The 21,447-nt window shown below is 36.9% G+C and carries 14 protein-coding genes; 5 read left to right on the top strand and 9 right to left on the bottom strand.

What is annotated here, in order from left to right; translation table 11 throughout:
* The first annotated feature begins 29 nt into the window (after positions 1 to 29).
* Genes BALOs_RS12540 through BALOs_RS12530 form a run of 3 tightly spaced genes read left to right on the top strand, consistent with a single transcriptional unit; the run spans position 30 to position 2,411 of the window.
* Positions 30 to 1,103: a hypothetical protein gene (locus BALOs_RS12540; RefSeq protein ID WP_120405350.1), complete on the top strand. Its 1,074-nt coding sequence runs from the start codon at positions 30 to 32 to the stop codon at positions 1,101 to 1,103.
* Between the two features lie 14 nt (positions 1,104 to 1,117).
* Complete coding sequence (locus BALOs_RS12535) at positions 1,118 to 1,861, top strand: hypothetical protein (protein ID WP_114705544.1); 744 nt, start codon at positions 1,118 to 1,120, stop codon at positions 1,859 to 1,861.
* Between the two features lie 10 nt (positions 1,862 to 1,871).
* A complete protein-coding gene (locus tag BALOs_RS12530; protein WP_114705543.1) occupies positions 1,872 to 2,411 on the top strand; it encodes a peptidylprolyl isomerase in 540 nt (179 codons plus the stop codon).
* A gap of 7 nt (positions 2,412 to 2,418) precedes the next feature.
* Here the strand turns inward: BALOs_RS12530 and recJ are convergent, their stop codons facing one another.
* The 3 genes from recJ to BALOs_RS12515 form a co-directional block, all read right to left on the bottom strand.
* Entirely contained in the window at positions 2,419 to 4,149 is a 1,731-nt protein-coding gene (gene recJ / locus BALOs_RS12525; protein WP_114705542.1) for a single-stranded-DNA-specific exonuclease RecJ, read from the bottom strand.
* 46 nt (positions 4,150 to 4,195) lie between these two features.
* Positions 4,196 to 4,438: a hypothetical protein gene (locus tag BALOs_RS12520; protein ID WP_114705541.1), complete on the bottom strand. Its 243-nt coding sequence runs from the start codon at positions 4,436 to 4,438 to the stop codon at positions 4,196 to 4,198.
* Between the two features lie 148 nt (positions 4,439 to 4,586).
* Positions 4,587 to 5,966 (bottom strand): hypothetical protein, encoded by a 1,380-nt coding sequence (locus BALOs_RS12515; RefSeq protein WP_120405349.1) that lies wholly within the window; start codon positions 5,964 to 5,966, stop codon positions 4,587 to 4,589.
* 148 nt (positions 5,967 to 6,114) lie between these two features.
* On the opposite strand from BALOs_RS12515, the gene BALOs_RS12510 reads away from it, so the two are divergent.
* The gene (locus BALOs_RS12510; protein WP_162929685.1) at positions 6,115 to 6,858 is read left to right on the top strand and encodes an acyl-[acyl-carrier-protein] thioesterase; all 744 of its coding nucleotides are present in this window, start codon (positions 6,115 to 6,117) and stop codon (positions 6,856 to 6,858) included.
* Between the two features lies 1 nt (position 6,859).
* Here the strand turns inward: BALOs_RS12510 and BALOs_RS12505 are convergent, their stop codons facing one another.
* The 4 genes from BALOs_RS12505 to BALOs_RS12490 all read right to left on the bottom strand — a co-directional run bounded on the left by BALOs_RS12505 (position 6,860) and on the right by BALOs_RS12490 (position 15,733).
* Positions 6,860 to 10,426 carry a fibrinogen-like YCDxxxxGGGW domain-containing protein gene (locus BALOs_RS12505; protein ID WP_120405347.1) on the bottom strand — a complete coding sequence of 1,189 codons (3,567 nt, stop codon included), beginning with the start codon at positions 10,424 to 10,426 and terminating at the stop codon, positions 6,860 to 6,862.
* Positions 10,423 to 14,196, bottom strand: a complete 3,774-nt coding sequence (locus BALOs_RS12500) for a tail fiber domain-containing protein (protein WP_162929684.1) — start codon at positions 14,194 to 14,196, stop codon at positions 10,423 to 10,425. The genes BALOs_RS12505 and BALOs_RS12500 overlap by 4 nt, the downstream gene beginning before the upstream one ends.
* Positions 14,197 to 14,462: 266 nt before the next feature.
* Entirely contained in the window at positions 14,463 to 15,254 is a 792-nt protein-coding gene (locus tag BALOs_RS12495; RefSeq protein ID WP_120405345.1) for a transglycosylase SLT domain-containing protein, read from the bottom strand.
* Positions 15,254 to 15,733: a hypothetical protein gene (locus BALOs_RS12490; RefSeq protein WP_120405344.1), complete on the bottom strand. Its 480-nt coding sequence runs from the start codon at positions 15,731 to 15,733 to the stop codon at positions 15,254 to 15,256. Before BALOs_RS12490 ends, BALOs_RS12495 begins: the two co-directional genes overlap by 1 nt.
* A 167-nt stretch (positions 15,734 to 15,900) precedes the next feature.
* Here BALOs_RS12490 and BALOs_RS12485 point away from each other — a divergent pair, with 167 nt between their 5' ends.
* The gene (locus BALOs_RS12485; RefSeq protein WP_120405343.1) at positions 15,901 to 17,277 is read left to right on the top strand and encodes a M48 family metallopeptidase; all 1,377 of its coding nucleotides are present in this window, start codon (positions 15,901 to 15,903) and stop codon (positions 17,275 to 17,277) included.
* Positions 17,278 to 17,309: 32 nt separating this feature from the next.
* Here the strand turns inward: BALOs_RS12485 and BALOs_RS12480 are convergent, their stop codons facing one another.
* Together BALOs_RS12480 and BALOs_RS12475 are read right to left on the bottom strand one after the other, a co-directional pair.
* Positions 17,310 to 20,138, bottom strand: coding sequence for a hypothetical protein (locus tag BALOs_RS12480; protein WP_120405342.1), 2,829 nt, complete (start codon positions 20,136 to 20,138; stop codon positions 17,310 to 17,312).
* A gap of 66 nt (positions 20,139 to 20,204) precedes the next feature.
* Positions 20,205 to 21,395, bottom strand: a complete 1,191-nt coding sequence (locus BALOs_RS12475) for an APC family permease (RefSeq protein ID WP_120405341.1) — start codon at positions 21,393 to 21,395, stop codon at positions 20,205 to 20,207.
* Positions 21,396 to 21,447: the final 52 nt, after the last annotated feature.

Raw genomic sequence — 21,447 nt, 5'->3', positions numbered from 1 at the left:
TTAGGCTTTGAACCTTATAATATCGGGCCATGAAAATAGCTATTTTAGGAAGTGATAGAGAGGCTCTTGACGCCTACCAGTATTTTACTGAGCTTGGTGTTCATGTGAAGCTTTTTGGTGAATTTAATCCATCTATGGATTTAAGTGGTGTTTCACATAAGAATGTGAAAATTGCTCGCGTACACAAAAGATTTATTGCCCCTTCTCATCGCTTTGAGAGTCGATCTCGAATGGCCGACACGTTTCGAGTTGTTTTCAACGTTAATGCAACCAGCGAAATAGAAAGACAGAAATTAGAGAATCCTGAGATCTTTGAAAAACTTGGTGAAGATGTTTTGGAGTCTCTAAAAAACTCAATTGAGTCCTTTGAAGACTTTGACTTCGTTTGTTTCTCAAATGAATTATATCGTCCCAATGCTATGGGAGCTGCGAATGTTTGTGCTCTTAATGAAAAGACATTAAGAAATGATGAGAGACTAACTTATCACAGTGAGCATCAGTCTTGTCTTGATGCAATTAAGCAAGCACGTAACTTATGTCTTGTTGGAAGTGGACGCGAGAACCTAAGGCTCCTTAATGAGCTTAAGGATGTGTATCTCGAAGACCTAACAAAGACAATTCAACTTGTAACAATTGAAGAGATCCCGTTTGATGGGATTGATTTAAAAGATAAAGAATTAATTGATGGTTTTAGAGATCTTCTTGCAAAAGATCGTGAACAATTTAATTCTGAAGTCACTGAATTTGAAAAGAAGATTATGGAGTGGCGCTCTCTTGAGCCTCATATTAAAGCAAAGACTCCAGCTCCGGCCGAACCAAAGCCACGTCTCATGATTTATAATAGTGCTGTTGTTTCATCAGTTGATAAACTGCTAGATCGAGAAGGACTTTTTGTTACGATCGAAGGTAGTGAACTTCTTGGAGGAGCAGAGCAATTAAAGACATTGGCCTGTGATCGAATTTGTGTTGATCAAGGTTTATATCTTGATACGGAGAAAATAAGAGGCTTAGATCACAATGAAGAAGGCTTTTATTCACTAATTGATATGTCATTAGATGAAATTAAAGAAGATATGTTAAAATACTTTTCTAAGCAAAATTAATTAAAGGTTAAGAATTGAAATATATTTCGCTATTACTATTAACAATCTTATTCTCGTGCTCAACTGTGGTCGAGCGTGACTTTGAGAGAGTTCAGACAGATGAGTATTATCGAGACTCTGGAGCGGCAGTATACTTTCTTCCTCTTATTCCTCAATGGCGTGACTATTCAAGTGCATCTCAATGTTCTCGCTCAACTCAAATCCGTTATTTAAATATTAAAAACTTAATGACGAGTTTTTCTCTCAATCACCAGAATGCTTCACAAATTCAATATGCCTTTAACAAAATCTACCGTGAAAAGGCAAAGGGAATGGATCGAAGTCCAACACTAAAAGAAGTCGAGCAAATCTTTTTTAGTGCAAATGACCTTGTAAGTGCAACAGGTGGATATTTAAAAAGACCAAAGTTTAAGAATGTTAATATTATCTGGTTTGATAGCTACCGAGAAAACTTATCGAGACTTTCACGATTAATGAATTCTAAGTCAATGCTGCAAGGTAGACCTATTTTTGTTTCAACTTGTTTTCTAGAAGATGAAATGAAGTCAATGATGAAAAAGGCAAATGTAGTTTATGAAGGTGCTTTCTTTGTGGACTTTAGTTACTTAACTTACTTTGATGAAGCTGGAGAGTTAACATCAGAAGAGTCTTTATATATAAGAAGCTATTTAGAAAAGAGTGTTAAAAATATTAGAATATATTCTAATTCAAAACGTCCTTCATTCGTTAAAGGTCGTTATAAATTTATTAAATATTAAGGAGTAACCAATGTTTGGTTTAGGAACAAAGAAAGATTCTCACAAAGAAGAATTAGATCGTATTTACGCAAACTTCCAGACAAATATGGGAGATTTTAAAGTTGAACTTTATGCAAAGGAATGTCCTGAAACGGTATGGAATTTTGTTAACCTTGCAGAGGGAAGACAGAAGACTTCAGCAAAAGAAGGGCCATATTATGATGGGCTAATTTTCCACCGTGTTATCTCTGGATTTGTTATCCAAGGTGGATGTCCAGAAGGTTCGGGAATGGGTGGACCAGGTTATAAATTTGAAGATGAATGTCTTCCAGAACTTCGTCATGAAGGTGCGGGAATTCTTTCAATGGCAAATGCAGGGCCTGGAACAAATGGCTCTCAATTCTTTATTACACTAGGTGCAACACCACATTTAGATGGACGCCACACTGTTTTTGGTAAAGTGATTGAAGGAATGGATGTTGTGGAGAAGATTGGTGCAGTTCGTACAGGTATGCACGATCGTCCAATGCATGACATCGTTATGGAAAAAGTAACCATTGAGAGACCTTAGAATTTAATTAATTCATCTCAATTCGATCAACCATCAGTTGAATATACTTATTACCATTAAAGTAATTTAAAGCGAGCGTAAAGTAGACTTCTAATTCACAATTAGGGTCTGCTTGGCGCTCAAATATTTCATTTGGCGTAAGCGCTCCCCATTTTGTCATATAGTTAAAGCTAATTCCCTTAAGATTAATTTTCTGATTTGTAATTGAAGTGAAGTTCCAGCGAACATGCACATCTTTTAGTAGATCATAACTCTTAAGCATTGCTCCTTTAAGCTTAAAGATAGGCTTTGCATTTCCCATCCCATAAGGCTCAAGGGCATCAAGTCCTCTTAGAAGAGCAGGGTCGATTTCATTAGGTGATATTTCAAGATCATAGAAGTTCTGTACCGTTCTTTGAATCAGGGGAATAGCGCGAAGCTTTTCATTCATTGATTGTTTGAAGGCTTCATAATTTTCTTGTTTCATGGAAAGGCCTGCTGCAGCTTTATGGCCTCCAAATTTTAAGAAGAAATCACGATGCTCATTTAAGAGATGATAAATATCTAGCTCTCCAGCAGAACGAGCTGAGGCCTTGATAACACCTTCATCTTCAGCATCACTGAAAACAATGGCAGGTACTTTAAAAGTTTCAACAAGTTTTGAAGCGACAATTCCAATAACACCTTCATGAAAATGAGGAGCGTAGACGATGGAGATATCGTGATCTCCTCCACCTCTTTTAATATCATCGATAACTTGTTGTTGGGCCTCTTCAAAGACTTCTTTTTGAATGGCCTTTCTCTCTGTATTACAATTAACAAGTTGGTGATAGTACTCACGTGCCTCGTTATAATCTTTTGAAATTAAAAGTTTTAATGCGATCTCAGGATGATCAAGTCGACCTTTCGAGTTAATAAGAGGGCCAACATTAAAAGATAATTTCTCACTTGGAATAACATCTTTTGAACGATCTGTAGGATCGAAGAATGCTTTTATTCCTTCGTATTGAGTATTTTTAATCAGCTTCATTCCATGACGAACAAGCTTCATATTCATTGGAGTTAAAGGAGCAAGGTCACAAATCGTTCCAATAGCAACATATTGAAGAAGATCATAAACTGAAGGAATATCTTCACCACGTGCAAGAAGGATCTTTCTAATTTCAACACAGATTGCAAATGCAACACCAACACCAGCAAGAGGTTTCATGTCTGAGTCTGCTGGTTCATCACGACGAGAAGGATTAACAACGGCCACTGCATCTGGCATTGTTTCACGCCCATCTTTATGGTGGTCTGTAATGATTAATTTAAGCCCTTTCTCTTTTGCATAAGCTGCGGCTTCAACATTGGAGATACCACAATCAACAGTGATCATCAGATCAATGCCATCTTCAATAGCACGATCAATTGAACAATTATGTAGGCCATAGCCTTCAATAAAACGTGATGGTTGTATGAGTTCAACTTCACGATTTAATTTTTGAAAGAATTGATAGAAGAGAGCACATGAAGTTGTACCATCCACATCGTAGTCACCGTAAATTGCAATCTTTTCACCTGCATCAAGTGACTTGATAATTTCATTGGCCGCTACATCAATATCAATGAGCTCCCCAAAATTGGGCAAAGCTTTTAAATCCCAAGAAAGAAACTCACGAATATCTTCATGAGACATGCCTTTCTTGTTCAAAAGTCTTTGAACGACAGGGTGTAAATTAAAGGTATTTTCAGTACTTGTGTGTGTTGTGTTCTCCATTATTGAACGATATCACGTTAAGTAGAGAACGAGAATTAATAAAGTCTTACCAAATGACGGTAATACCCTTTATAACGTCTTCTTCGTGCAGGTCGTTAACTTCAGAGAAAAGCATTCTAAACTCTTGAGAATTAGAAGCATGAATCTTATTAAAGTAGTTTGAAGGAAGAAATGACTTCTTGCAGCTATGACATTTTTGAACTTCTGTAGCAGTGTCATGCATGTGGCCACACATATGGCATTTCTTAATGAGTCTTTTTTTACTATGAGTTTTGTTTAATTCTTTCATGAATAGACCTTATTTCTTAAATGTAACAAGTATCTCTTCGAAGAATAGATGAATAAGTTTAGTAAAAATGGCAAAAATTTCCATTAAATCACAAAAGGCCGACTATTGAAGTCGGCCAATGTATCAAATAAATGGAGGGGGTGGGGTATTAAAATAGCCTAAAGTCACCTGTACTTGAGGCATCTAAAACATTTGATTGGTTGTTCATAATTGAAGTATTGCCAGTTGAATTCATACCACCGTAGCTTCCTTTTGTAGCTGAAGCTCCTAGTCTAAAGTTTTGAGCTGGGATTTGCGTTCCCCATCCAAAACCGTAGCGTGAGTAATCATAATTCTTTACCTGAATCGCTTGATCTGGTGCCAATTGCGTTCCCCAAGGCATTGATTCACTGAATCTCATCATTGGTGCATCTTGTCCGTAATAGTCATTGTAACCGTAATTCCAATTGTTGGCCGCGTTCAAGCTCTGGATAAATTGTGTCTGCTGTCTTAAATCAAGCATCATAGACATATAATCACTTTGCTGATTATTAAAGGCATCAAATGATCCAAAGTACGAATTAATCTGAGGCTTTGTAAATGACTGGGCCATTGGATTAATTAATTGTTGCATCATGAATGCTTGCTGCTCTTGTCTTTGTTGTGCAATTTCATTTTGCATTGATTGAATATACTCAATAAGGGCAAGTTCTGTTTCTGTAAATTCAGAATCATCCTTATCTTTCTTGTCTTCTTTATCTTTGTCTTCCTTCTCTTTTTTATCTTCTTCTTTTTCAGATGAAGCTACTTTAGGAGACTCTTCATTTGAATCTTCTTTCTTATATTCATCTAGCTCAGCTGTAATCTTAGCTAACTCATCTTGAAGCTTTTTGATTTCATCAGTATTAACTTCTGATTTTGCATTTTGAATTTCACAAACAAGTTTTGCATTCTCTTCTTTTAATGCTTCATTTTCTTCTTGAAGAGTAATAAGTTTTTCACTTATTAGTCTTAAGTTTTCTTTTGTTTCTTCAAATTTAGAGATTGCCTCTTTTGCAGTTTCTAGCTCAGCTGTTCGAGCTTCGATAAGCTCTTCGAGGGCCTGAATTTTCTCTTGTTTGATTGCTTCATCGACATTGTCTGTTGATGATTGGACTTCACTCAATTGTGATTTAAGTTTTGAAATCTCCTCACTACTTCTAGCAAGCTCTTCAGTCATTGTACTGGACTTCTCTTGCAATTCGCCAAAGCGTTTTGTGAGATCTTTATAATCATCGATTAATTTCTTATCTTTTAATTGAATCTCAACTTTTGTAACATGCTCAACCTTTCCAAAAAGTCTTGCGGAGTCAAACCAAAGGTCAAAGATTCCTTTTTGATGGACCTGGTAATTAGAGACCGTAATTTCTTGCACATTTTGCTCACCTGCAATTTCACGATAGTGTCCTGTGCGTTCTACGTTATTAGAAATCATCATTTCATTTTGTACGTAAGTACTCGATAGAAATAATGCACTCATAATAAATAGCTTTTTGTAACAAGCCTTCATAATTCCTCCCATTGATACAATTTATATGTTGCAATAGGCGTGCCAAGAAAATAGCCTCAAAAGCCTAAATATCGTGCAAAAATGCCATAGTTGGTGTTCATAATTTAGACACTGGCCAAAACCAATGCGCTTTTGCTTAAATATAGGCATGAAAGAAGCAATATATAAGAAGACCTATCAGGTTAGTATCAATAGCGTTAATATCAACAAGAAGCTAGGCCTCTACGGCATTTTAGGCTATTTGCAGGACATTGCTACAGTTCACGCTGAGGAGATGGGCTTTGGGCTTGAGGATATGATTAGAGACCAGTCTTTTTGGGTTCTTGTAAGACAAAAGCTTCGTATGACGAGATTTCCTGGTTGGAATGAAAAATTGGAAATTCAAACTTGGTCACGCGAGCCTCAGGGGATGTACGCTTTCCGCGATTTTGAAATTTTTCAAGATGGTGAAAAAATAGGGGATTGCTCAACAGTGTGGATGATCCTCGATGGAAAGACCAGAAAAGTTAAGAAGCCAGACTTTCCTTTAGAGAGAATTAATCCCCGCACAGATTATCAATTAGATTATATTGCACACAAGGTAGAGCCTCGTGAAAACTTTGAAAAAGTTAATACGATTGTCGTTAGAAATAGTGATCTCGACCTTAATATGCATGTGAATAATACAAAGTATTCTCAGTGGATCTTAGATTCAATTCCAATTGAATTACATAAAACAGCAAAGCTAAATGAGTTTGAAATTAACTTTATGGCCGAGACTCATCTAGGTGATGATATTGATATTTACCGCGCTCGAAATGAAGAAGGTGAACTTAATCACGATATTGTTTATAAAGGAGTTAGGCACTCGGATGGTAAGTCTTGCTTTCTTGCTAAGATCTTAGCTAATTAAATTAGCGTAGATAGAATTCAAATGTACAAGCACCCTTTCCTGAGTAGCAGACTTCTGTTCCGTATGCTGGAACAATACCTTCGTTACCTGAGTTGAACGCGATATTAAAGGCATCGGCCGTTGTGTAGCTATCATTGGCATTTTGGCCCGTACAGCCGGCTGTACGACTGGTATGACGAAGGTTTCCGGTACAATCAGTATAGTCGTAATCCCATACCCCTGTATCATTTTCAATTATTGGTGCTCCTGCATTGTAAGAAGGTGAAATGAACATGGCATCAGTTGTTCCAACTGCACGTGAGAATTGCTCTGGATTAATAGATGCTCTTGTATTAGGAACACTTCGATGTACTAAGAGATGGTCAGCGACAGTGCTAACCATAATTGAGTTATCAAGATCTGTTACACCACTTGAGCGCACAACTAAGGTCCAGCCGCCACCGTCAGTTGTCATATCACAATAAACTGTTCTTAAAGTGTTGCCACCAGGTGCGAAGTTAATCGTGTAATTTCCTGAAGGTGCATTTGGATTTTCTTCGAGTATTTGTTTACAAGAGGATTTATAGCCTCCATAAGAATTTACTTCTCGAATCATAAACCAACCATTTCCTGCACCTGTTGCAGCAACAGGGTCTGTCGCCCATGCTTTTGAAGTACTATACCAGTATGCACCGTTAAAGTATCCTGTTCCACTGGTTTCACCCCCTCCATGTATTTTTCCGGCCCAGCAGGCTTGATACCAGAATGGAGTATTAGAATAGAAGGAAGGACAGTTTCCTGTATGAGAGTCATTATCTTGATCGAAAGTTGTCCACTGGTTACCATTATGTGTTGTGGCCATGGATGCTTTCACACTTCCAAGGACTTGTTGATAGGACTCAATATTTAAACGGTATTTATCAGCAGGATCAAAATTCTTTACTGTCATAATCGCCTGTTGAGATATTGGTTGGTCATAGTCATAGGCCCATGAATAGAGTAGTTGAAAGTCCTCGTTTCCTGAAATTTTATCCCAGTGATCTAGGCCAACAAAGTAATTTAAGTTTTCTAAATATTCATTTAGTGACTCGGCTCCAATACTTGGCCTTGAGATCGGAGAACACTTTCCAGTAAAGTCATTTGAAGCAGATTGATCATATGAACAACGAGGAAGTGTTGAGATAGATTGGCTATAACTAATTCCCGTAGTTGGTTTATTTGTTCCCTCTCTAGTATTTCCCCATACAAGCGTCCAACCACCGCCTTGAGTTTCCATATCACAAACTGTAGGAAATGCACTATTTGCTCCAAGAGGGCCATCTGGGTCAATAAGATAAATGCCTGTTCCAGCAGAATAGCCACGATCAAGAATTTCACGGCACGATCTCATCGAAGGAAGTGAGCGGACCCATACTCTTGTTTCTTGGTATTGTTTAAGGTTTAGTCCAAGACCGGTGTCAGTTTCTGTTGATGTAAAGGCACTTGTACAATAGTTATTTCCAGAACTAGCACATGTCGATATATCGGTGGTCACAAAAGTGTCTCTAGGTACACATCGCTTACCGTAACCACCACCAAGGTATACTCGGTCTGTTGTAACTGGGTCAACATTAATACAACTATAAAAGACTCGCCAGCCATTACCATAGCCATAGAAGAAGTACTGACCAACTAAACCTACGTTCTCATTTCCATCCATATCCGCAAACATGACATTAGGATTAGTTGCATCCCCTAGGGCCGCTACTTGTTGAAAGTATTGTGGAATTGTCTTATCTAAATATGCAGTCTCCCAGGTATTATCGGTAATATCAAAGCCTGTATTTACACCTTCAATACGCATTTGATTAAAGGCTATAGAATTTGATTTCGAATAAATTTCTGCTGAGGTTTCACCTCTGACTGCGTGAGTAGGGTAACCGTGCCATACTTTTGTCCAGCCGCCACCATCTGTCGTCATGTCACAATCAACAGTAACAGCACTGCCTTCTGGATAAATTGTATAGCTTCCATTACCACGAGATTTACCACTTAAGAGAATATCCATACAGTTTTTAGGACGGTCATATTTTTCTCTTAAGAAATAGCGTGCTTTTACATTTGCTTGTCCTGCATTAAATGAACCAACCCCTCTTGTTCGTCTAATATCATCACTATTATCAATATGATAAATATAGTGTCTCGGTTGGTCATGAACATCAGAGGTTGATGTTTGCGTATATCCTGGAAGACAATCTCCCCATCCAAAACCTGCCCAGCGAGCGTGGCGATCAAGGTAATAATCAGCTCCATTACTATTTCTAAAGCGAAATTGTGAACCGCCTGTCAGCATGTCGCATTCACCTGGAGTTGAGCGTTCTTGACCAGATTTCATATCAACAACAATATTAAAGTCATTTGGATTAAAGAATTCTACTGTGGAGAAGTCAGTTGCTCCCCAGTTAGTAATATCTCTTGCCATCATTTGAGTAGCCGAAAAATCAAAGAAATTATGCATACCAACGGTATTAATATCTGCAAAGTTAGATGCTGTGATATTTACCCCAGTAAACTCATCTTTCATTTCGTTATATGACTTCTTAGTCGTCATTGCGGCATCAGCAGCATTGGCATAGAAGAGAGTCCAGCCACCATTATCGATATCCATTTCACAATATATTTGAGTAGCAGTTACTTGGTCTGGATAAATTGTGTAGACACCAGAACCTTTAGATTCTCCAAGCTCTAGAATATGCTGACATGACATTGGTCTCATCCCTTCATCATGTAGGTAGAGTTCAACAAGAGCAGTACCTGTATCATTATTATAAGTTGAAGGAATTCCGGTTTTATAGACAGCATCTGAACCAATTGCATAATACCAATTTGAGTGATTTACTGAACCATCAAGCAATGAAGAATTACCATTAGAGTAGGCGAAAGTATTATTACCTAACTCAAGTCCACCCCAACGCTGTTCATTTCTATCGATAGAGATACCGCGATAGCCGGAAACAGGAGTGTCATAGATTGGGTTTGTATATTGTGACCAAATATTTCGCCATGATTCATTTGGATAGTTAATTTTAAAAGTGAATCGATTGAGATTCTCAAATTCATCAATATACTGAAGAATCGAGTACAGGTTTGCTGTTGGAGTTGTTTGATTATAAATAAGAGCATCATTTACAGTTGGAAAGTATCCACCAGTAATATTGTGTTTGAAAACGCGGGTCCAACCACCACCGTCATTATCCATATCACAATAGACATTCATCGCACTTAATGGGCCTGCCCCATCGATATCAACTGAATAGACACCACTTGCATAACTACCTGTTTTATTCATGGTCGAACATGAAACATTACAATCTCTAATAATGAGGTCAGAGGGATTGTTAGCATAGAAATTCATCCACTCAACATTTGTTTTAGTTGCAACAAAATGTTCTTTAGTTGATGAAGTATTCCAAACTTTCTTACAAGTTCCATGAGCAACTATCGTTCGCAATTCATTTGAAGTAAGTTTAAAACCTGTATCAACAGTATTAATCCCAAAGGCAGCTTGAGAGAAGATAAAAGTAAATAGAAGACCTATTTTGAAGTTCATTCTTTATTTGCTTTTTGTAACTCTTTAATAGCAGCACGCATCTCTTGCATTTCAGCTTTTAATTGCTCATTCTCTTCTTTTAAAGAAGCGATTTCTCTTTTAACTTCCTCATCATTTGAAAAGAGCTTGTCTAATTGCTCTGAGATTGACTTCACTGCTTCAACAAGAAGTGCAGTGATATTTCCGTACTGAACTGATTTATATCCATCCTTACTTGTTTTAACTAATTCTGGTTGAACTTTTTCAACTTCTTGAGCAATAAAACCAACAGTCTTCTCTTGCGGGAAGTTTCTGTCAGGAAACTCATCTGTCTTCCAGTCAAAAGTTACACCTCTTAATGATCTAACTTTATGAAGTGGATCAATAATGGTTTCGACATTCTCCTTGAAGCGTTCATCTGATGTATAAAGATATGAAGCTGCAATCACATTTCCTGCAACATGTAACTTTTCAGATGGTGTAATTGTTCCAACACCAATATTTCCTAAAGTATCAATTGTCATATGTGTATTTTTGTAAGAGGCGTCATCATTTCTTTGACCTAAGTATAATACTCCGTCATTGTTGTTAAATGACCAGATCTTGTTATCAACTCCACCAGAACGATCTTCAAGGTAAATATGAGAATTAAGTGCTCCACTTACATGGAGAAGGTTTTGTGGTGTTGTCGTTCCAATACCAACGTTTCCAGTATTGAAATATATATTACTTCCATTAGTGGTCCATTGAGATTGGTTAATAGTCCCCATCTGAGTTGTTACATAATTCTTAACTGCACTAACAGATGGTGCTTGAGTCGTCTCTGTTCCAGCTGTTGAATTTACAACTGCTGCTGTTTGAGCACGTGCCGTTGTGAAGTATAAATTAGTCCCCTCGGCCACGTCATCAGTATCAAGGCCCGTAATGGCCGTATAGTTTGCATTAATTTGTGCCTGTAATTTTCCATAGGCATCAAGAATTGTATCAGTTGCGGCCAATACTGAGTTTGTTCCAACAGTATAGCCGGTAAGCGGTGTACTCATTACATTCGAGGCCGGAACTCTTCCACTTCCATCAAGTCTTAGAAGTTCACCTGCACCATTTGATGTATTTACACCAATTTGAATATCATTAGCATTTTCTGTTAATGCAATGTCTGTTGTTGCAGTTAAACCTTTAAACGGTAGGTCTGTTCCTGTTTTTGTTAATACTAGGGATGCCCCACCTGCACTTGATGCCGTGTTTGGTTCTCCATTTGCTGCTACAACTGTTGATAAACAACCACTACCATCAACACAAATATCGTTACCTGTTGTAACATTGATATTTCCATCAACAGTTAGTTTTGTTGTTGGTAAGTCCGTTCCTATCCCTACATTTCCTAAAGCATTGGCCGTTATAATTTCTTGCCAGTCTTTAAAATTACCTGTGTTATCGCTATGTCGTATAAATGCACGTGGGTTCTCTGTATTGTTTGCTTTTATATGTAATTGAGCGACTGCGCCACTTTCTACACCACTTTGCATGTTTAGTAGCGCTCCACTTTCTCCAGGAGTAGGTGACCCATTACTTGTAGTATTTGATCGATAAAGACCAGCTGGTAAGCTTTTAGTATTAAAATCATTTCCTGATGGTAAGCTTAGACCAAAGTTATTAGACGTTATAATACCATTTACTTCTAATTCATTACTCGGTGAAGATGTGCCTATCCCCATAAAGCCTGAACTATCTACGATTAACTTTTGATCCCATCCGGCACCTGTACTTAAAGATAAAAGATTCCCTGTGCCTTCTTGATGAACATGTAAAGCATCATTAATTCCATTATAATCTACTTCATGCTTTCCCCAAACTGTTGAATTTCCATTAACAGTTAACGTTGTACTAGGTGTACTCGTTCCAATACCTACATTCCCTGAACTGAAATAAATATCACTTCCAGAAGTTATCCATTGGGACTCATTAATAGCACCGGTCTGAGCGAGAACATAGTTTTTCATGGCATCGACAGAAGGAGCCTGTACTGTTTCTGATCCTGCTGTCGAATTAATAACTGCAGCGCTTTGTGCTCGTGAGTCATTAAAGTATAAATTTGTTGTGCCTTCTGAAACATCATCACTATCTAAAGTAATATTTCCACTTAAGGCCTGTCCGTTAACAGTCGTTGTTTTGTCTACCTTATTTGTTAGTGCAGAAGTATTGGAAGAAATATTTGTGGTATTCGTGGCAATATCGGTATTATTACCATTAATTTGACCTTGTGTTTTTTCAAAGGCCGTTTCAACAGTATCAGTATTTGTAATTGGTGAGTCTGCTCCTGTAGCAAAGTCTGATAAAGTTGTTGATGAAGTTGGATTTGGAAGATTTGTTAATTGGCTACCATCAACTGCTGGAAGCTTTGAAGTTCCATCTAGTTGTACAATTTGATTCGCGCCAGTACCGACATCAACATTCAAAGTTGCAGATCCCGTCGTCGCACCACCCGTTAAACCAGTCCCTGCGACAACATCTGTAATATCACCACCAGCAGCACCGCTTAAACATGCTCCGCCATCAATACAAACATCACTTGTCGAAGACACTTTGATATTTCCATTTACTTCAAGTTTCTCTGTTGGTGAAGTTGTACCAATACCTACATTTTGAGTTGTAGAGTCGAGTGTCATGAAAGTTGTTCCACCAGTGTATGGAGTTGAAAACCTTAGCTGGCCACCATTGTTTAACCTGTCACCAAATTGAAGATATGTAGCAGCTCCATTTTGAGAAATTCGAAACCTCTTATCATTAGTTGTGTGATCGATTAATAATGATCCATCTTCTATTGTAAGTTCTGCACTTGGGGTAGATGTTCCAATACCAACAAGTCCAGCATTGTAGTAAATATCACTACCTGTTGTTGTCCATTGTGTTTGATTAACGTTACCAATTTCTGTCGTTACATAGTTTTTAACTGAATTAACAGAAGGAGCGATTGTCGTTTGAGTCCCACTCATGTCATCAATAACTTTAGCATCAGCATATGTATCGACGTATCCTTTTACCGCTAATTCACTTGGTACTTGTGTTGAAGAATCAAGAGTTCCCGAGTTGTCGAGATCACTAGCAGGAATTTGAGCAACGTTTAAGACATTACCTAGGCCTACATAAGTTTTATCAATAGTTGGAGCGTTTATCTTTGACCATGAAATTGCTGCTGTTGAACTAATATCTGCATCAACAATAGACCCATCAGTAATATCTGCTGAACCCACTTCTGGGTTTGATCCACTTGTAACACGTCCATATTGATCAACTGTAACTGATGTATAAGTTCCCGCTGTACCAACTGTGGCCTGACCTAAAACTCCAGCATTATTTACTAATGTACTATCAACAGTTAATGCCGCGGTTTGATTGATACAATCAAACTGATTACCTGATTTAATTAAAACCTGATTATCTAGACAGCCGCCAACGAAGTCGAGGCTATCTGGAGTGATTGCTGCGTTAGCAATTGAATCCGCCGTTACGGCCTTATTTGCATAGAATGCCATCGGAACAGAAAGTATTTTTTGATAGTCAAAAGTGAGTCCATTAGTAACATCAGTTACTCTTATTAAAAGAGTTTCACTACCAGTAAGGTCTTCAACATGAGTTTGATAATTTGGTATTACAAGTTCTGTGCTATAGATTCCGTTTGAAAGTGTTACAGAATTAATATTAATTGTCTCAAGAAGAGTCGGACCTGTAGAGTTAAAGACTTCAAAGCGTAAGTCGACAGTTCCCGTAATAGGGGTTCCATCAGTTTGCACAAGCCTTCCCGAATATCCGATGAGGTCTGTAGAGGCACCTATATTAGAGCTAAGTATTAAGCTTAATGAGATGACTAAAGAATATATTAATTTTTCGCCAACGTTCAACTAAATCCCCTGTTAGTACAGTGGTTTATCGACATCTTAACTTAATTTTATTAACTAATTGAATATTAGTGACTTAGTTAAGAATTTCTTTCCGGATTGGCATTTATTAGCCAAGAAATTGAGGCTTAAACTCAATTTCTTGACAGAGATTTAATAACTTAAGGGGTTGCTTTACAAGGAGGGTAGTTTCTAACTAGCTCACCAATAGGCCCACCAGTTTGACTATGATTAGGTCTTAACTTTTCCCAATAAGAATTAGTTGGAAAAATTCTACCTGAGCCGCGATATATTCCGCGTCTTCCTTTGAGAATTTCCATCATAATGTCCATGCTACATTTTATCTGATTCTCTGGTTTGATTGTTGCGGTATAACCAGTTTCAAACTTACAATTTTCTCCGCGCCACATTCTATTTCTTTTAACTTGATTGAGCTGAAATAGTCCCGTTGGGCGATCTGTGGCATCAGGAACAGGCCCTGTATTTACTTTTGTCGGATCACATGATGATTCAACTTGTGCAATTGAAGCAAACATCCAAACCCAAAACCTCTTTCTTTGCTGGTTATTTAGATTGTACCAATTAGGGCAAGTGTATGGGCTTGCTGTCATTCCTCTCACTTCATCATAGAGGTAGATATCTGATGCTCCCTCTGTATTGTCGATATAATTAACAATCATATCTCCCCATACACCAAGGCTACCATCTTCTTTTACAAAGTTCTCACACATCTTATTAAAATAAAGAGAGCCTCGTCGAAATGTTGTCGGTAACGGATCTGCCTCTGAAATAAGATTATCTTCTACTTTACAGTCTATACATGGCTCTTCAGGAGGCGCCACAACTTGATCAATAACAACATTTATTTCTTCTAAAAATTGAGCTGTCGAATACGGAGTCGTTTCATTTGCGTATAAATTAAAGCTTAAAAAGAGTATAACTAAAGTCTTCATTAGTTACCTCCCTTTTTGCGTTTAAATATACACTTGATCTTACTCTCGACTGAATGATAAGAGACTTGCTCATCACTAAAACTTAATACCTGAGTACTTTTGGCTTCAAGCTTTTTAAACTTTTTAGGGCATTCTATGATTTCAGAAAATTGAGTTACCTTGTTATTTTCAAACTTATAACGAGATGTCGACTTGCAACCGTCAGAAGTCTTCTCAATTTGTTTTTCTTTTGAAAATGGGCCAAAGAAAATTGTCTGTCCAATTCTAAGGCCATCTTTAGGTTTACTAGAATTTAGAAAAGCGAGAGTACCTGAGTCACAGAATCGACTATTTGATTTGATGACTTCATATTCTCCAACATGCTTCTTGGCCACATCCAAAAAGCTCTTAATCTCATCTCCAAAGCTTGGGAGAGTTATACAAATAACTATTAGTAATTTCAATATGTTAAGCTTAGTGCTCTCTTGTCGATTTCTCATTCTTATTTCCTATTTTATGTACGGAAAACCTTGTAAATTATACCATCTTAAGAGGCTTTATGAGGCCATAGAGTCATGATTGCCTATTTTATTCCTATCTTATTTACACTTCAATGGCATAACTTCTTAAAGATTGATACTGATACTCCAAACATTAGGAGATAGGTATGAAGAATATAGGTATGCTAGCGGTTCTTGCGTTACTCGTATCGTGTAATGCAGAGAAGATAACAACGGTTAAGGTTTTACACTCTCTTGACTCTGATGCACTTAGTGGTGAGATCAAGGTTAATAGTCAAAAATTAAATTTCAATGGATCATCTGGTGAAACATTTGAAATCAAAGGAACTTATCCACGTAATCTTTCAATGGATCTAGATTACACTCATGCAGAAGCTTTCTATGCAAATAGTGTAAACAAGCTACCTGCTACAGAAATCAATATGAAGTTCGAGGTAAGAGGTTATAACTCTGAAAAAGGAACTGTTGATTTAAGAAGAGAAGGAAGTGTTAAGCTTCAAGGTGAAAAATTCAAACTTACTAATTGCTCTAATACTGTTGATTTCAAAGTTGATGGTAGTGAATTAACAATTGATATGTCTAAGTTTAAAAGTTTAGCTTCATGTAAGTTCGTAGGAAAATATAAGAACCACAATCGTATTGGAGAGAAGGGTAGACTACATAATGGTTTTGGACGTAACTTCTTTAAATTCGATTCAGATAAAGATATGGGTCTAGAGGCCAGTTATGCAATCCGTAGCCAATTTTCAGGTTATGTTTATAAAGACGGAGAAATGGCGGAGTATCTACAGAAGATGCTTACTAAAATTGCAAAAGCCTCAGATATGCCTGATCTTGAACCTAAGGTCTACTTCATCAATGCACCAATTGAGAATGCATTTGCTCTACCTGGTGGATATGTATTTGTATTTAGAGGTCTAATTGAAGCACTCGAAACAGAAGCTGAGCTAGCCGGTGTTCTTGGACATGAGTGGGCCCACGTTACTGAACGTCACGGAACAGAATCTGTTTCAAGAAACTTAAAAAATATTGCTACAAAGTATGTTGGAGCTGGACTTGTATGGGCACAGTTTAATATCTTTGGTGCAGCAGCAGCTTATTATATCTATGATAAATTAGAAGAAATTCCACTTATGGGATTTAGTCGTCTTCAAGAGCTTGAAGCGGATAAAATTGGTGTACAATACGCTCACGAGGCTGGTTATTCACCATATGGCCTATCAAAGTTTTTTGCAGCAATGGGTGATCGTCAAGAGTCTTGGTTAGAGTTACTTGTTTCAACGCATCCAAGACCTTCAACTCGTGTTGAAAAAATTGAAGAGCTTGTTTTTAATTATATTCCTTATTCAAGAGATGCTGTTGTAACTTCAGAAGATTACCTTGCAGCTAAGGAAACAATGAATGAAATTGAGCCAATGCCTTACTATATCGCTATGAGAGTGATGGCCCAGATGGGTGGTTTAGTTGAAGAAAGTATCAAGAGCTCAGTTAGAAAGAAATTTAAATTAGAAAAAGAAGACTAGATTAAAGGGCCCTCGATAGAGGGCCTTTTTTATTAGAAAGCTAAACTTGTTCCTAAATAACCTTCGTATTCATCTTCTTGTGTTTCATACTTATGAATATATCTCACTCCAAAGTCCACAGGTAATGCCCTTAAGATATTTGTATTAAAGACGAGCTCAGCTCCATAACTACTTAATTGTATACTCTTTCTTGTATCTGATAATTTGGCCTTAGTGATATCATAATAGAGATTCATATAAATTCTCTTGAAATAAATTAGCGCCGCAATATTATAATCAGGATAGAAGAGTGGAAAGAGATAATTTGCACTCGATTTTAAATACTTCTTAGACGCAAAATAATCATATCCGCGAGAGTATGCATAACCCATAAATTCATTTGAAGATGGTTGGAAGCGATAGTTGTCACCATCACCATATTCTTCACCAACTACCGATATCTTAATTCCATTATTTGTAAAAAGCCCTGGTGTTGTTATTGAAAACGATCCAAACCAGCGATAGTCATCTTCTAGTCCTGTTTCATCATCTGTTGAAGCATCTTGGTACATTCCAAGAAGTGAAAAGCTCCAAGGTGAAATAATTGAACGAGTGGTAAAGTCCTTATATAGACTTAATGATAGTGTTGTTGATTGTCTGATAAAATCCGCTTCACCAGAAACTTTAGTGTCGTATTGGATATATTCATCAGTCATGACTTGTTCAGCTTGATAGCTTAAACTCAAATTTAAATTATAAAGATTATGCTTTTGTACGAATGGTAATTCGACTTTTATACCATAAGCAACTTCATCCCATCCATAGTCATCAGTATCACTTGCAAGTTGACTTACCATTCTCTCTCTAAGATCAACGGTTGCACTTAGAATTGGCCAGTACCTTTTAAAATCGACTATTGCTGATGAATAGGGAGAGTTTTCTGAAGCTTCATAACCTAAATTTACATTCCAGCTAAAGTCTCTAAGATAATTATCTGCATAGAGGCTAAGGCCGTAACCATTACCTACAAAGAAACTCCAAGAATGAGGTGTCGCAGACCTCCAATCAAACCCGCTATAATCTTCTTCTGTATAATTATTTGAGTTCTTTGTTTGAATCTCTTTTCTATCTTTAATGTCAATTAATTCAAAGTTGTTATAGCTGTCACTTGGGTCATTCTTTGCAAAATACTGACTGCGATCAACTAGAGAATTGATCCCAAGGCTTCGACATGAATTAAGTGAGCTGCTTCTTATTCTCTTTCCGTTAATTGTTTGTTCAGTAAAATAAAAATTACCATTTGAAAAGGTTGGCGAGTATGAAGCAATATTTGAGTCAGTACATTTCTCAAGCGATTTTGTCGTTGTGTTTAATTTGAAAACTTCAATTTTCCCTTTATATTGAGCTTCAAAAAGAACAGAGTTGTTACCATCATAATTTAACGCATAGAGATTGTTATATGTAGGTGGAACTAATTCTAGAACTCGATTGTTTGAATAGTTTGCTTTAACAATTGTCTTACCTTTCCCATCTCTTGTTGCAATGGCGATAACTTCATTATTATTGAGATTTATTGCTTCTAAGAAATCATATTTTGAATTTGTGATAGACCTAAGTTTCGCACCTTCTAAATTTAATTCTTGGATAATCCATTTTCCATTTTTATCAAAGTTTATTGCTGTAATTTTCGAGCCATCTTTGTTGAAATGTGGATTATATAATCTTTCACCTGATGTAATATACTTTATATCTCCATCCCTAAGGCTTATAAGTGATAGGTCAGAGTAACTTTTAAAACCATATCTCCAATGAGGTAAGAATTGTGATTGAATTGCATAATCTTTACTGTAGCTAAGTCTTGTGAAGTCTTCACTATAAGCAATATCTGTTAGAACTTCCTTTTCATCTTTTGATTCTTTTATAAGACGGTAATGGTTATCTAAGTCGTATTCAACGTAGAAAAGGTTAGCTCCATTCTTATATTGATTTGTTTTTACATTGTATTCAGAAACAGGAAGATTATTAAATTTATCTCCAATCCATTCTTTTCTTAGATCATCAAAGGCAGCATAGTAGAAGTCATAAAAATCCACTCCTGAGGAATTTTCTATAGCTCCCACAATTCCATTTGGATAAGGCCTTGCTGTAACATTATTCATTACAACATTCCAAAATTGATCACCATATTTCTTATACCCATAAGAAACCAGTACATATCCATAGATATACCAGTTAACAAGTTGATCATTGTAGGAGCCACCAACAAATTGATCATAAGTTGGAGTCTCGCCTTTAAGAAGAAGCGCTTTAAGTCTTGCCATAAAGCGAGGAGAGCGTCCTCGACCTGCTGGTGTATACTTAGTCTCTGTATAGACGGCATCGCCTTCCATATACCAAGGCTTCTTTGCAAGAAATGAAAGAACCTGTTGTCCAGTATCTCCCATAAGAATATCAAAAAACTTCACTGTTTTCTTATTGAAAATATCTTGTTGAATAACGTGACGATATTCATGAATTGAAAGCATTTCGTGCCATTCTAAAGAACTAAGACGACTTGAAAATTGTGCCGAGTCAAACCATTCAGTACGTCGTGGAGCAAGAGTAACAAACCCATTTGGATTGGCCATCTCTGGTCGATATATCAAGGCCACTTGTTCAGGCTTTTTTACACCATAAGAAAGTCCAACATATTTTGAATAATGCTCTATTAGATTGGCCATGTAGATTGCTCGATCCTTATAGTTTTCTGGATAAATAACTTGGGCAAAATCATTTTCAATAGATTTCCAATTCATTGGAGTACTTTGTGACTCTGTGAATGAATATTGCGCATTTGTATTTAACGATAAGAAAAGAAGAATAAGTAAAACTTTAAGTTTCATTGCTGATGCCTCGTATTGGTATATGAAATATCTATTTATTAAATAATAATGGTTGTTGAATGTAAATTAGTAGAGAGCAGTAAAAGCTAGAAAGACGATATTTGATATACTGGCAATAATAGGAATGGTTAAGTACCTAAATTGGATTTCACGGTTTTTAATACGATAGGAAACAAGTGAAAGATTGATGAAGGTAAAAACGATTAGAATGATGAAGCTAGTGGATGCAGCAAGTGTCTTTATAGGAAAGAGACTTACTAAGAGTGAAATAATTATTGCAACGACAATAGTTGCATTAATTGGTGTCTGTGTTTTTTTATTAATTACTGATAAAAAATTCATCCATTTTAATGGGTGTCTAAGGCCATAAAGAATTCGAGAGGCCATTATCACTTGAGCAATGATTCCGTTAAAGATTGCAAAGATACCAATGGCACTGATGACAAGGGCATTGCCTCCGTGATGGACGTACATATCTTTAAGGGGCGCTTTACTTTGATTGAGCTCATCTAAGGGAATACTTGCAATTGCAACTAAGGCTACAAAAACATATAAGATCGTCGATACAAGAACTGCTATATAAATAGAGCGACTTATAGTTGGGCCAGGAAGATTTGTTTCTTCTGCAAGGTTTACCATATCTTCAAATCCGATATATGCATAAAAGGCCAAGAATGCGCCTGATATAATCATTGGAAATTGGGACCACGAAAAGTTCTGTAATAATGCAGGAAGCATGAATTCATTGGCCGAGAGGTCTTGCCATGCACTCCCACATATTAAAATAAGGCCAACAATCTCAATTATAGTGAAGAAGATAACGATGTTAATGGATTCTTTTATTCCTTTTATGGCCAGTGCAGTAACTAAGATAATAATTAGAAAAACGACTGAAAAATCTGTCCAATGAATAAATGTTTGAAAATAGCCGACAAACCCTTTTATTAGTGTTGATGCACTGACGACACCAGTAAAGGCAACAAGCCAGCCAACAATATTTGAAAGCAACACGCTATGAAATCCTTGAAAGATATACTCGGCCTCTCCTGCACTTTTGGGAAATAATTTAACTAATTGAGTATAAGAGTAAGCAGTCATACTTGCTAAAATTGCCGAAACTATAAACGACAGTGGTGCCATCATTCCTGCTGTTGCTGAAATCTTTCCAATTAAGGCATAAATACCAGCACCAAGAATTGTACCAATTCCATACATTGTTACCTGAAAGGTATTTAAAGATCGCTTAAGTTTTACCATTTGGCTTGATTGTAGAAAAATATAGGATAAATTGAAATTATATATTTAGTTA

Origin of the sequence: Halobacteriovorax sp. BALOs_7 (assembly GCF_003612895.1) — a bacterium.
In the GTDB taxonomy this organism is placed as follows: Bacteria; Bdellovibrionota; Bacteriovoracia; order Bacteriovoracales; family Bacteriovoracaceae; genus Halobacteriovorax_A; species Halobacteriovorax_A vibrionivorans.
This window is presented reverse-complemented; position numbering and strand designations above follow the sequence as displayed.